9 protein-coding genes and 1 pseudogene are annotated in these 13464 nt (G+C 74.4%); 4 read left to right on the forward strand and 6 right to left on the reverse strand.

Annotation, left to right across the window (positions count from 1 at the left end):
- Positions 1 to 40 precede the first annotated feature (40 nt).
- From C8E97_RS16430 to C8E97_RS16445, 3 genes are all read left to right on the forward strand, one after another.
- Positions 41 to 3292: an AfsR/SARP family transcriptional regulator gene (locus C8E97_RS16430; RefSeq protein WP_121006465.1), complete on the forward strand. Its 3252-nt coding sequence runs from the start codon at positions 41 to 43 to the stop codon at positions 3290 to 3292.
- A gap of 743 nt (positions 3293 to 4035) precedes the next feature.
- Positions 4036 to 5637 (forward strand): ABC-F family ATP-binding cassette domain-containing protein, encoded by a 1602-nt coding sequence (locus C8E97_RS16440; RefSeq protein WP_121006469.1) that lies wholly within the window; start codon positions 4036 to 4038, stop codon positions 5635 to 5637.
- 153 nt (positions 5638 to 5790) lie between these two features.
- The gene (locus C8E97_RS16445; RefSeq protein WP_121006471.1) at positions 5791 to 6348 is read left to right on the forward strand and encodes a TetR/AcrR family transcriptional regulator; all 558 of its coding nucleotides are present in this window, start codon (positions 5791 to 5793) and stop codon (positions 6346 to 6348) included.
- 262 nt (positions 6349 to 6610) lie between these two features.
- On the opposite strand, the pseudogene C8E97_RS16450 reads toward C8E97_RS16445, so the two are convergent.
- The 5 genes and pseudogenes from C8E97_RS16450 to C8E97_RS16470 form a co-directional block, all read right to left on the reverse strand.
- Positions 6611 to 6784, reverse strand: a pseudogene (locus C8E97_RS16450) (IS110 family transposase); the annotation flags it as partial.
- Between the two features lie 138 nt (positions 6785 to 6922).
- Positions 6923 to 8347, reverse strand: a complete 1425-nt coding sequence (locus C8E97_RS16455; RefSeq protein ID WP_121006473.1) for a WGR domain-containing protein — start codon at positions 8345 to 8347, stop codon at positions 6923 to 6925.
- Between the two features lie 165 nt (positions 8348 to 8512).
- Positions 8513 to 9709, reverse strand: coding sequence for an MAB_1171c family putative transporter (locus C8E97_RS16460; protein WP_121006475.1), 1197 nt, complete (start codon positions 9707 to 9709; stop codon positions 8513 to 8515).
- Positions 9702 to 10166 (reverse strand): hypothetical protein, encoded by a 465-nt coding sequence (locus C8E97_RS16465; RefSeq protein ID WP_211347040.1) that lies wholly within the window; start codon positions 10164 to 10166, stop codon positions 9702 to 9704. Before C8E97_RS16465 ends, C8E97_RS16460 begins: the two co-directional genes overlap by 8 nt.
- 162 nt (positions 10167 to 10328) lie before the next feature.
- Positions 10329 to 10802: a helix-turn-helix domain-containing protein gene (locus C8E97_RS16470; protein ID WP_121006478.1), complete on the reverse strand. Its 474-nt coding sequence runs from the start codon at positions 10800 to 10802 to the stop codon at positions 10329 to 10331.
- A gap of 268 nt (positions 10803 to 11070) precedes the next feature.
- Between C8E97_RS16470 and C8E97_RS16475 the strand changes: the two genes are divergently transcribed.
- Complete coding sequence (locus C8E97_RS16475) at positions 11071 to 11646, forward strand: LmbU family transcriptional regulator (protein ID WP_121006480.1); 576 nt, start codon at positions 11071 to 11073, stop codon at positions 11644 to 11646.
- A 293-nt stretch (positions 11647 to 11939) separates the two neighbouring features.
- On the opposite strand, the gene C8E97_RS16480 is transcribed toward C8E97_RS16475, so the two are convergent.
- Positions 11940 to 13217: an activator-dependent family glycosyltransferase gene (locus C8E97_RS16480; RefSeq protein WP_121006482.1), complete on the reverse strand. Its 1278-nt coding sequence runs from the start codon at positions 13215 to 13217 to the stop codon at positions 11940 to 11942.
- Positions 13218 to 13464: the final 247 nt, after the last annotated feature.

Here is a 13464-nt window from a genome sequence, read left to right on the forward strand (position 1 = left end):
TCCGGAAAGGTCGCGACGCCGTTGTGGGTACTGTCTCGACGTGCGTTTCGGGGTGCTGGGTCCGTTGGAGGTGTGGACGTCGGACGGTCGGCCCGTCCGGGTGCGCGAGACCAGGGTCCGCACGCTGCTGACGGCGCTGCTGGTGCACCGGGGCCGGGCCGTCGCGGTGGACCGGCTCGTCGACGCGCTGTGGGGCGACGCGCCGCCGGCGAACGACGTCCGCACGCTCCGGTCCAAGGTTTCGCTGCTGCGGCGCACCCTGGAGGACGCCGAGCCGGGCGGCCGGGACCTGATCGAGTCCCGGCCGGCGGGGTACCTGCTGCGGGTGGCCGACGACGCGGTCGACGCCGGGCGCTTCGAAGCGCTGCTGCGCCGGGTGCGGACGGTCGGCGGCGACCCGCGCGCCAAGGCCCGCCTGCTCGGCGAGGCCGCGGCGCTGTGGCGGGGCACGAAGGCGTTCGCCGACCACGCCGACGAGGAGTTCGTGCGCGCCGAGGCCCGCCGGTTCGAGGAGCAGCGGCTGGCCGCGCTCGAAGAACTCGCCGAGGCGCGACTCGCGCTCGGCGAGCACGCCCTGCTGGCGGGCGAGCTCGGCGAGCTCGTCGCCGCCAACCCGCTGCGCGAGCGGCTGCGGTCCGCGCACGTCCGCGCCCTGTACCTGGCGGGCCGCCAGGACGAGGCGCTGGCGAGCCTGGGCGAGTTGCGCGACCGGCTCCGCGACGACCTCGGCCTCGATCCCGGCCACGAGTTGGCCGCGCTGCACGAGGCGATCCTGCGGCAGGACGCCGCGCTCGCGCCCGCCGCCGCGCCCGAGGCCCGGCCGCGCCACACCCTGCCCGTGCCGCTGACCGACCTGATCGGCCGAATCGAGGAGGTGCGGCGGATCGACGCGCTGCTGTCGGCGGAGCGGCTGGTGACGCTGACCGGCCCCGGTGGGGTCGGCAAGACGCGGCTCGCGCTGGCCGTCGCCGCGCGTCGCGCCGGGGAACTGCCGGACGGCGTCCTGCTGGTGGAGCTGGCCACCGCCCGGACCGCCGCCGAGGCGCACGAGGCCGTCGCGGCGGTGCTCGGCCTGCGCGACGACCTGCGGGCGCCCGTGCGGCACCTGTCCGACCAGCTCGCCGACGCCCTGGCGGGCCGTGCCACGCTGCTCGTGCTGGACAACTGCGAGCACGTGGTCGAGCCGGTCGCCGAGCTGACCGCGCGGCTGCTGAGCGCCGCGCCCGCGCTGCGGGTCCTGGCCACCAGCCGGGAGCCGCTGGCGGTCGTCGGTGAACTCCGGTGGCCCGTCGAGCCCTTGGGCCTGCCCGAACCGAGCGGACCGAGCGGGACGGCGGGGACGGGCGGAACGGACCTGGACCGACTGGAGCGGTCCGACGCGGTGCGGCTCTTCGTCGCCCGCGCCACCGCCGCCGCACCGGACTTCCGCGTCGAACCGGGTAGCGCGGCGGCCGTCGCCACGATCTGCCGTCGCCTGGACGGCATCCCGCTCGCGCTGGAGATGGCCGCCGCCCGGCTGCGCGTCATGTCCGTGGCCGATCTCGCCGCCCGGCTCGACGACCGGTTCCGGCTGCTGACCGCGACCCTGCGCGCCGTCCCGACCCGTCAGCGCACCCTGCGCGCGACCATCGACTGGAGCTGGGACCTGCTCGGCGAGCCGGAGCGGATCGCGCTGCGGCGGTTGGCCGCGTGCGCCGACGGGTGCGGGTTGGCGGCGGCCGAGGCGGTGCTCGCCGACGGGCCGGTGCGCCGAGAAGACGTCCTCGACCTGCTCGGACGGCTGGTCGACCGGTCCCTGGTCGTCCAGCGCGACGGCCGGTACCGGCTGCTGGAGTCGGTCGCGGCCTATGGCGCGGAGCGGCTCGCCGAAGCCGACGGGGAGGACGAGCGGCGCACGCGCGACCGCCACGTCGCCTACTACGTCGACTTCGCCGAGCACGCCGACGCCCGACTCCGCGGCCGGGAGCAGCGGCACTGGCTGGCCCGGTTCAAGGCCGAGGCCGCCAACGTCCGCGCCGCCCTCGCGCACGCCGTGCGCCACGGCCTCGCCGAAGAGGCGCTGCGCCTGGTCAACGCCCTGGCGTGGTCCTGGTTCCTGCGCGGGCGGTTCGCCGAGGCGCGGCGCTCGTTCGACCTCGCGCTGACCGGCGGCGGCACCCCGGAGCGGAAGGCGGTCGCCCGTGCCTGGCGGGCGGGCATGTCGCAGCTCCTGCTCGACGCGCGCGACAGCGACGGCCAGGCCGCGGTGAAGCTGTGCGACGCCATCGAGGACCCGGCCGGGCGGGCTCGCGCCCGGTGGTTCACCGCGCTGGGCAGGGCGGGGTTCGGCGATCCCGCGGTGACGCTCGACCTCGCCGACCGGGCGCATGCCGGCTTCGTCGAACTCGGGGACGAGTGGGGCGAAGCCGCCGCGCTGTCGGTCCGTGCCGAAGCCCTGCTCTACCGGGCGAAGCACGACCAGGCACGTGCGGACGCCCTGCGGGCGCGCGCCCGCTTCCGGGAACTCGGCGACGGGTGGGGCCGACTCCAGACCACCTACGTCCTCGGCGACCTGGCCGAGACGACCGGTGACTACCGCGCCGCCGAACGCCTGCGCGAGGAAGGCCATCGGCTCGCCGACGACCTCGAACTGTGGCACGACGCGTCCAAGATGCTGTCCCGGCTCGGCCGCACCGCCGTGCTCACCGGCGACCTCGACCGCGCGCGCGAACTCCACGAACGCGCCAGGCGGCTGGCCGTGGCGCACGGCTACCAGCGCGGCGAGGAGTTCGCCGAGGTCGGCCTGGGGCTCGTGGCGCGGCGCCAGGGCAGGCCGGACGACGCCGAGGCGCACCTGCGCGCCTGGCTCGACTGGTGCCACCGCTGGGAAGGCGACCACGGAGTGGCGTTCATCCTGGCCGAACTCGGCTTCATCGCCGAGCAGCGCGGAGACGCCGACACCGCCCGGAAGCTCCACCGGGAAGGGCTCGACCACGCGGGGCGCACCGGCGACCCGCGTGCGGTGGCGCTCGCCTGCGAGGGCCTGGCCGGCGCCGAAGCGCTCGCGGGGGAGCACGTGCGCGCCGCTCGGCTGCTCGGCGTGGCCGCCGCGGCGCGGGACGCGGTGGGCGCGCCGCTGCCCGAGGCCGAACGTGGCGATGTCGACCGCATCACCGAGGTCGTCCGGGCCGGCCTGGCACCGCAGGCGTACGACGACGCCTTCGGGCAAGGAGCGGCCATCATCACGCCTGCCGACCACCAGGGCGCCGACGAGCCGTGGCCCGCGCTGATCGCCCACGTATCGTCACTGTGATCAGGAGCCCTGCGCTCGACCCCCGCGAGGCCGACCATCAGGCGGCCGAGCCCGCCTCGGCGGAGCCGAGGCCATCCAACACGATGGTGAGTGGTTCGGCGGGGTGACGGGCCAGAACGCGCAGGGTGAGATGTCGCGGGTCAGCGGGCCGAACAGCGGTTCGGTGGCGCGGTGCGCCTCGATGTCGCGGTAGTGGTCCTCCGGGTCGTGCGACGCCGCGCGGTCGGCGCAGACGACGACCGCGCTTGCCCGGTCGGTGGGCCCGCTGCGCAGCGCTGCCCTCGAAGACACTGCGGAACAACAGGTACGGAACCACACATCTGTCTTCTTTGGACTATCCTATGTGGAGTTTTGGTGGGCCGTGTCCTCCGCCGGATGCACCGTGGCCATCACCTCCTCCACCGTGTCACCCAGGCCCTGACCGGTGGCGGTGCGGGCCCAGTCGCGCAGGGCCGTGGCCGACGCCGTACCGGCATCCCGCAACAGGCGTGGGCCGTACCGGTCCGGGTCCACCGCCGAGTCCGACGCGAACCGGTCCGCCCCACCCCGGCGGAGCCCCCGGGTGTGGCCTCGCCCGCACCCGCGCCCAAATCGGATGACTCGGGGCCGCCGCCGGCCTACGGTGGTCGACGTGATGCCGCACCTGTTCTTCCTCTGAGGGACGACGCCTCCACCGGTACCGCCGAGCGCGGCACCGGCCCTCGTCCTCTTCGCGCATCACCTCTCGTTGGAGGCAGTTCCCCATGTCGTCCCACCTCTCGCCCGCTGTCGCGCGCGCGGCGCACGTCCGCCTGTCCGGCGTCCACCTCTCCTTCGGCGGGCGGCCCGTGCTCACGGGGGTCGACCTCGTCGCCGCCGCCGGTGACCGGGTCGCCGTCGTCGGCGAGAACGGCCGCGGCAAGACCACCCTGCTCCGGGTCCTCGCCGGCGACCTGCCCGCCGACCGCGGCGACGTGCACCGCGCGGGCTCGGTCGGCGTCGCCGACCAGCAGATCCCGCTCGGCGCGACGGACACCGTCGGCGCCCTGATCGACCTCGAACTGGCCGCCGTGCGCGACGCGCTGGCCCGCCTGGCGGACGCCGCCGACGCGCTCGCCGCCGGACGCCCCGGCGCGGACGACGCCTACGCCGCCGCGCTCGCGGACGCCGAGGCGCTGGACGCGTGGGACGCCGACCGGCGCGTGGAGGTCTCGCTGGCCGCGCTGAACGCCGTGGCCGACCGCACCCGCCCGCTCGGCACGCTCTCGGTCGGGCAGCGGCACCGGGTGCGGCTGGCCTGCCTGCTCGGGGCCGGGCACCCCGTGCTGCTGCTGGACGAGCCGACCAACCACCTCGACGCGACCGGCCTCGACCACCTCACCGAGCGGCTGCGCGCCCACCCCGGCGTGGTCGTGCTGGTCAGCCACGACCGGGCGCTGCTCGCCGACGTGGCCACCTCGGTGCTCGACCTCGACCCGTCCAGCGACGGCAGGCCGCGGGTGTACGGCGGCGGCTACGCCGGCTACGTCGAGGGCCGCCGGGCCGAGCGCGCGCGGTGGGAGGCGCTGCACGCCGACCAGGTCGCCGAGCGGCAGCGGCTCGCCGACGACCTGTCGGCGGCGCGGAACCGGCTGCGGGACAACTGGCGGCCCGACAAGGGCCACGGCAAGCACACCCGCGCGACCCGCGCGCCCGCCCTGGTCCGGGCCGTGCACCGGCGGCAGGAGGAACTGGCCGCGCACGTGGTGGCGGTCCCGCCGCCGCCGACCCGGTTCGCCATGCCCGAACTGCCAAAGCACGCTGGGGCGACCCTGCTGCGGGCCGACGGCGTGACGGTGGCCGGCCGGCTCGCGCGCCCCGTCGGCCTCGTGCTGGACTCCGGCGACCGGCTGGTGGTCACCGGACCCAACGGGGCGGGCAAGTCGACCCTGCTGGCGGTGCTGGCGGGCGGCCTGGAGCCGGCCACGGGCACGGTGACCCGCGCCCGGTCGGCGCGGATCGGGTGGCTGGGCCAGGAGTCCGACCCGCCCGGCCCGCGCACCGCGGTGGAGACCTACGACGCCCGCCGGGCCCGGTCGGGCCTGCCCGCGCCGGGGCTCGGCGAGCTGGGCCTGCTGGACCGGTACGACCTGCACCGGCCGGTGGCCGAGCTGTCGGTCGGCGCGCGGCGGCGGCTGGACCTGGCCCTGGTGCTGGCCGAACGCCCGCACGTGCTGCTGCTCGACGAGCCGACCAACCACCTGTCGGCCGCGCTCGTCGACGAGCTGACCGCAGCGCTCGGGTCCACCCCGGCGGCGGTCGTGATCGCCACGCACGACCGGCAACTGCTGCGCGACACCGGCTCCTGGCCACGTCTCGCGCTCTGAACCGACAGCGCACCCGTCGCGCGATCCACCGAGGTGCCGTGCCATCGCCCGCCCGCGGCAAAGGCACGGCACCTCGGCCGGGGCGGTCGCGAGCTGCCCCCGGCGGCGTCCACGGGCGTGATGTCAGGGACTGTCCTCACTACACTCCCGGCCATGAGTCGCTGGGAGCCGGGTGCGCGCGGGCGGATGGTCGCCGCCGCGATGGACCTGTTCGCCGAGCACGGCTTCGAGCAGACCACCGCCGTCGACATCGCCGAGCGGGCCGGCGTGACCGAGCGGACCTTCTTCCGGCACTTCACCGACAAGCGCGAGGTCGTGTTCAGCGAGGACGAGGCGCTACAGCAGGCGATGTCCGACGCGATCCTCACCGCGCCGACCGGCCTGTCACCGCTCGACGCGGCGCTGACCGGGGTGGTCGCGGCCGGCGGCCTGCTGGCGGACCGCCGCGACCGGGCCGTGCGCCGCTCGCGGATCGTCGCGGCGCACCCGAGCCTGCGGGAACGCGAACTGCTGAAGTTCGCGGCGATGGTGGACACGATGGCCGGCGCTCTGCACGTGCGCGGCGTCGCCGAACCGACCGCCGGCCTCGCGGCGCACAGCGCGGTGACCGTGTTCCGGGTCGCGTGCGCGCGCTGGGTCTCGGCGGAGGAACCGCCCGGCCTCCTCGCCCGCATCGCGGAGGCCGGGGAGGCGCTGCGCGCGCTGACCTGACGCGCGCCGGTCCACGCGGCGGTTGCCGGGCCGGGGCTCGCGAAGGAGGGTGTGCGCGAACGGCGGTGTGGTGGGTTGCGGTGCAGGGGCAGTGGGTGGGGTGGCGGCGATCGGTGGCTCCCTGCCGGTCGCATCGCGTCGGTGATCGCACGTCGGGATGGACGGGCCGCGCGTGGGGGAGCGGGGCGAAGTCGGTGCCGAGTGGCGGCTGTGCGCGCGTCGGCGGCGGGGGTGTCCCTATGTGGTTGTCAAGCCGCAGCGGGGCGTGAGCAGGTTCGGGGTGGCGGTAGTGGGTCTTGTTGCGGAGCATGGCGAACAGGACGTCGCAGCGTCGTCGGGCCAGGCAGATCAGGGCGGCGTTGTGCTTCTTGCCCTCGTCGCGTTTGCGCTGGTGGTAGGCGCGGCAGGTCGGGGCGGAGAGGGCGGCGAAGGAAGAACGCGCGTTTGAGTGCTGTGCGCCGAGTCGGCGGCGGGTGGCGGCTGTGGCGCGCCGGGCGGACTCGGTGGCTGTCGGCCGCGTCGGGCCGAGTCGGTGGCGGCCCCGGTCGACCGGAGCCGCCACCGACTCCCGTCGTCAGCGCAGGCGCCTGATCTCGCCGCGCGTGCGGTAGAACGACCCGCTGGCCGAGGTCAGCACCTCGGAGACCAGGTAGCGCGCGCCGGGCACGCGGATGTCCTTCGGGAACTGCACGCCCCACGTGTGGTCGTAGCCGTCGGACACGACGTGCACCCGGACCCGGCCGCCCTCCTGCACGCACTCGACGACGACGCCCTCGCCGGGCGCGACGTGCGAGACCACCTCGACCTCGGCGGTCGCCTCGACGCGGTCGATGCTGCCCGCCTTGATGTCCTTGCGCTGCGGGAGCTGCCCCTGCTCGGCCGCGCGCACGGCGTCCCGGCTCGCGTCGAGGCACGCGAGCGAACCGTCCGTCGTCACCAGGTAGAGCCGCTCGTCGCGGTACTGCATGGAGAACGCCGAGCCGCACCCGGTCGCGAGCTTCCACAGCCGCGTCCCGTCGGCGGCGAAGCAGTACACCGAGGACTGGTTGTCGCCCGCGAAGACGAACTCGCCGTCGGGCGACGTCGCGCAGGAGAACACCGCCGCGTCGCACCGGTAGGTCCCGGTCTCCCGCCCGTCCGACTTGGCGAACCGGTGCACCCGGCCCCGGCTGGTGCCGGCGAAGACCTCGGTGCGTTCCTGCCAGCCGAACAGCACCTCCCCGACGGTGTCGGCGTGCCACGCGCGGTGGCCGCGGCCGGTGTAGTGGGTGACGCCGCGCGAGTGGCCGTGGAACACGCCTTCCGCCGAGCAGCGGACCATCCAGGCGCTGTCGCCGACGGCCGGGCACGACCACTGGAACTCGTCCTCGTGGTCCACCACCGTCACCCGGCCCTGCCGGTCGGACACGCCCAGCACGCCGTCGTGGATGTCGAGCCAGTAGATGTCGACGTCGTCGGCGATCTCGTACGCCACGCGCGGCACCTTGGCGCCCAGGTCGTACACCTGGCCGTCGTCGCAGCCCGCGTAGATCCAGAAGTCGTCGGCCACGATGCACTTGACGGAGTCCGGCAACCCGAACCGCCCGGTGACCCGGCCGTCGTGGGTGAGGGTGTAGACGTCGCCCTTCTCGTTGCCGACCCAGGCGTGGTCCTCGCCGATGAAGATGCCGAACGCCGGCGCGCCGGACGCGAACCGCCACAGCACCGGCGCCTGGCGCGCGGTCGAGCGCGTGCTGACGATCTGCCGCCTGCTGACCGGGCGGCGCTGCCGCACGCCCTTGACGGCGGGGGCGTAGCCCTTGCGGACCTTCTCGCCGATCTTCTTCTCGGCCGCCTTGAGCGCCTTGGCGTGGTCGGCGAAGGACGCGGTCCTGACCTGGCCCTGCTCCCCGATGCGCCCGTAGGTGATGGTGACCTCGGTGCCGTCGACCCGCACCTCGTAGAACTTGTGCGCGCCACCGTTCGCCTCGGACAGCTCCAGGTACGTCGTGCCAGACATGCGTTCGCTCCCTCGTCCCGTGATCTGCGCGCACGTTATCGAGTGGCACCGACAATTCCGGGCGCGCACCCGATCACCAGGGGGTTCGGGGGAGCCGGGCACCTCGGGCGGGCACCGGCGCATCCGACCGCCGACGGCACGCGGGGGCCGCCGCCGCGGTTCCCGTCACCACACGCCCCGCTCCACCGGACGCGGCGGCGGCTTGCGGCGGACGTGCCGGTAGGCGATCGCGACGTCGGTGAGGAACGCGATGTCGCTGTCCAGGTCACGGCCGCCGGGGGTGGGCACCGGCGAGTGCGCCGCGGGCGACGGCGCGCCGGCCTCGGCGGCGCGCAGGGCGCTGGTCAGCGTGATCGCCTCCACGAACGCGTCGAACTCGCGGCCGACGAGCCCGGCCCTGGTGGCTTCCGCCTCCGCCGTGGCGATCACCTCCGGGTCGAGGTGCGGCCGGAGGGCGAGCCTGCCGTCCCGCACCTCCACCACCCGCCGGTACACCCGCAGGTTCAGGTCGCGGACGTCGAACAGCTCCACCCACCTCGGCCGGGGCGGCACGAGCACGATGTGCGGGCTGGTCCGGCAGAGGTCCAGCCACAGCGGGCGGAGCCGCTGGTAGGTGCGGTAGTTGCGGACCCAGTCGACCGCCCGCGCCACGTTCCGCCACGCGGGCAGCGCGACGCCGATCAGGACCAGGACCGCCGCGCCGAACACGGGGTACCGGTCCAGCGGCGTGCTCAGCGCCTTGGGGTAGACCAGCCCGAAGCGGTGCGCGGCGAAGAACACCGCCTTGTGCACGTGGTAGACCACCATGCACACCGTGCCCGCGGCGATCATCCGCAACCCGACGCGCAGCGCGGGGTCGGTGGTCATCGCGGCGTACCGGACGGCCAGCCTGGTCGTCTGGACCACCGGCGGCAGCAGGCCCGCCAGGTACGCGAGCCAGTACTCCAGCACGCCGGGTGTCGTCGCGTACCGGGCGGCGAACCGCACGTCGTCGACCGGTGCGTCGGTGAACGCGAAGCACGCGCACATCACCGCGAACGCCGCCGCCACCCACAGCCCGTACCGCAGCGACTTCCGGGTGGCACCGGGGTAGTTGACGCGCAGCAGCATGTTGTGCGCGCCCCAGCCGGCGACCAGCATCCCGGCGTGGTCGATCAGCCGGCCGATGTTCGGCACCCCGGTCAGCGCGCCGGCCATCCGGTACCCGTAAGGCGCCTGCACGGTCAGCAGCACGGCGATGGCGCACAGGACGACCCACGTCATGGCGTTGGCGCCGGTCGGCCGGCGGAACCTCACCAGTTGCGCGAGCACGACCGCCCACACCAGCGCCACCGGGACGTAGAACCGCAGCCACTCACCCATCCGCGGCCTGCTCCCAGGCGAACACCGCCCTGAGCCGGTCGTTGATCGCGTGCGGTTCGGGGTGCCGGGTGCGCGTGCCCTCGGCGTGCTGCCGGATGATCGAGGCCAGCAGCTCGGCTTCCTGCTCCTCGGCCGCGACGTAGGTCGTGCGGCCCAGCATCCGGCGGATCGTCTTCGGGTCGAGGGTCGGCACGAGCACCCGGAGGTCGCCCGCGGGCAGGTCCGCCCCGCGGTAGTGCCCGCAGAGCAGGTGGCTCAGCTCGTGCAGGATGATGTGCTCCTGGTGCGGCAGCGCCGTCGCGTCCTCGTAGAGGATGACGTCGGCCGTGTCGGTGCCGAGCCACAGCCCGTGCGCCTCGCTCGTACCGGTGATCGGCACCAGGTGGATCGGTCTGCCGCGCTGCTCCGCGACCCTCCGGCACAGGTCGCGGGCGTCGAACGGCGTCCGCAGCGGCAACCTGCGGGCGATGGCCTCACAACGGCGCCTCAATCGTCTGAGCTGCGCGCTCAACGAACCTCCCAGGTGGGGCACCGGGCACCGGGTGTTCGGTGCCCGCTGCCCATGTTGCCCGAACCGTGGATCATGGTGCGGGCAGGGCGGCCGGATCGGTGCGCGCCGTCAGCGGCTCCCGTGCGCGGGCGGGTCGGCCGCCGGCGGGTCCGGAGCCGGCGGGTCGGGCAGGCCCTCGATCTCCCGTGCCCGCTCCACCATCTCGGTGATCGCGCCGAGGCTCCTCGGGGACAGCCCGGCGGCGCGCATCGCGATCTGCCGCACCGAGGCGTCGCGGAGCGCGGCGATCAGCGCCAGTTCCGCGTCGACCTGCCGGGTCGTGTCGTCGTCGAAGAAGTACGCGGGCGGGACACCGAAGAAACCGGCCAGCGCTTCGAGGTGGCGCCTGGTCGGGTTGTCGCGCAAGCCCTTGCGCAGCTGCCACAGGTAGGTGCCCGAGATCGTCGGGCCACCGCCCGCGCGGACGGTCTCGGCCACCTCCTCGAAGCTGTACTCCTTGCCGCTCGGCGGCCGGACGGTGCGGAAGAGGTGGTCGATCTTCGCTGCGAGGGTTCGATCGTGCGTCGGGGAAGGACCCGGCACCGATACCTCCTGCCCGGTGGGGGAAGCGTGTCCCGCTGCCAACTAGGTTGAGTCAAATAATGCCACAGTTATTCACGCCAGTTGACGGCGTATTCACCCGAGCTTACGATCGGCCGCGTTCGTATGAACTGGCGTAAGGGTTCGATGTGCCACCACGGGAGGAAGGTTGGACACACCAGACGAGCCAGGAGCCGGTGGGGGAACGGGTCGCGGCACAGCGCCGCGGCCGGGGAGGTACGCCGGGCTGCGCGTGCTGCCACAGGCGGCTGTGACGACGCGGACGAGTTTCAGCCTGCCACCGGATTTCCCGATGGACGAGTGGAGCAGGATCGGTCACCAGATCAACGCGCTGTCCGTGTCGTCGGCCTGGTGGCTGGGTGATTGGTTGATCTACGGTCAGGCGCAGTACCCGGACCGCTACAAGCAGGCGATCGAGCAGACCTCGCTCGATTACCAGACGCTGCGGAACTACGCGTGGGTGGCCAGGCAGTACCCGGTCACCCGCCGGAGGTCGGCGTTGAGCTTCCAGCACCACGCCGAGCTCGCCGCGCTGACGCCGTTCGAGCAGGACCAGTGGCTCGACCGGGCGGAGCGCTTCGGCTGGTCGCGGAACGAGTTGCGCAACCGCGTCCGGGCGAGTCGGAAGATCGACCGCGCGGGCGGTGGTGCGGCGGATCGGACGTTGCAGATCCAGATGACCGTGCCGCCGAGCCAGAAGCAGCGTTGGATGCAGGCCGCGTCGAGGACCGAGCAGGACTTCACGGCGTGGATGGTGGCGGTGCTGGACGACGCGGCGGCGACCACGTTGGAGACGGTGAGCAAGCACCTGGGGTCGAGCAACTGAGGACTCCGCGTCCGACGGCACGCGGATCGCGGTCGGGCAACCGGGGCGCCGGCGCTGGGGGCGCTGCCACGGGGGGCACCGGCACCGGGGCACCACGACTGGGGGTGGTGTGACTGGGGAAGGGCGGCCGGGAGCGGGTTCGCACCGGGACCGGGCGGGACAGGACCGGGTACGCCTGGTCCCCGTGGCGCGGGTCGCGCGCCGCCGCCGCTGGTCGGGGAGGGGATGCCGGTGCCGGCGTCCCCTCCCCGCGCGCGGTCCGGTGCTCCCGCGCCGGCGGAGCGCTTCGGTGCTCACGCGCCGGCGGGAGCGCTCCGGTGCTTCCCGGCCAGCTCCTCCAGCCGCAGGACGACCTCGTGCGGGTCGGGCATGGCGAGCATCTCGTCGCGCAGCCGCCCGGCGCCCTGCCGGAAGGCCGGTTCGTCGAGCAGCCCGCGCAGCCGCTCGCGCACCGCCGCGCCGGTCGCCTCGGTCGCCGGCAGCGCCAGGCCCGCTCCGCTCCGGACGAGCCCGTCGGCGATCATCGGCTCGTCGAACTCCCACGGCAGCGCGAGCTGGGGCACGCCGTGCAGCGTGGTGGTGGCCAGGGTGCCCGCGCCCGCGTGGTGGATCACCGCGGCGCAAGTGGGCGCGAGGTGGTGCAGGGGCACGTACGGCACGACCCGGACGTTGTCCGGAATGGACGTCAACGTGTGCCGTTGGCTGTCGTGGACGGTGGCGACGAGTTCGACGTCGAGGTCGGCGACGGCGTCGATGACGCCCTGCACGTCCACCGCGTAGCGGTCGATCTCCACCGCGAGGCTCAGGCCGAGGGTGAGCGCGACGCGGGGCCGCTCGGGCGGCGCCCAGAGCCAGTCGGGCACGGTCGCGGGGCCGCCGTAGGGCGTGTACCGCAGGGGCAGGTAGTCCAGCCCCTCGGCGTGCAGCCGGATCGAGGGCGGCAGCTGCTCGATCGTGAAGTGGCCGGTGACCATGTCCTCGGTGAACTCGAAGCCGTATCGGGCGGCCTCCTCCGCGAGCCAGTCGGCGAGCGGGTCCTCGTGGTCACCGGCCGGCCGCTCGGCCTTGAGCCGCAGGAAGTGCTCGCGGGCGACGCCGAACACGTCCAGGCACCACATCACCCGCGCGTGGGCCGCGCCGCACGCCTTGGCCGCGATGGCCCCGGCGAAGGCGCAGGGCTCCCACAGGACCAGGTCGGGCCGCCATCGGCGGGCGAAGTCGACCAGGTCCGCGGTGAGGACGTCGTTCATCGGCCGGTGCCACCCGGTGGTGCATCCCCGGTAACCGGTCAGCATGTGCTCCCACTCGACGCTTCCCGGCGACACCGCCGCGTCGTAGGGCGCCGGCACCTCACCGGTCTCCGGTTCGTCGTCGTCCTCGTCGTCCCCGGCGGACTCCTCGTCGCCCACGCCGACCGGGACGGCGGTGAGCCCGGCTTGCGTGACGGTCTCCACGAAGTCCGGCTCGCACGCGACGCGCACCTCGTGACCGGCGATGCGCAACGCCCACGCGAGCGGCGCCATGAAGTACAGCAGGGTGGGTCCGGGTAGCGTGGTGAACAGGACGCGCATGATCCACCTCCGGTGGCGTATCCGATCGAATGCGTCGCGGGCGGTTTCCTCGCGGCGCAAGGCGGGCCGGTTCGGGGCGAGCACGCGGTTCCCCGGTCGCGCCGCGCCTTTCCGGTCGTGCCACGCCTTTCCGGTCGTGTCGCGCCTTTCGGGTGTGCCACGCCTTTCCCGTTGTGTCGCGCTTTTCCGGTGCGCGCGGCACGTGGTCCGGGTGGTCGGCGCGGAGCCGGGGAGCGCCCAGGATTTC

It is taken from the genome of Saccharothrix australiensis (assembly GCF_003634935.1).
Lineage (GTDB): Bacteria > Actinomycetota > Actinomycetes > Mycobacteriales > Pseudonocardiaceae > Actinosynnema > Actinosynnema australiense.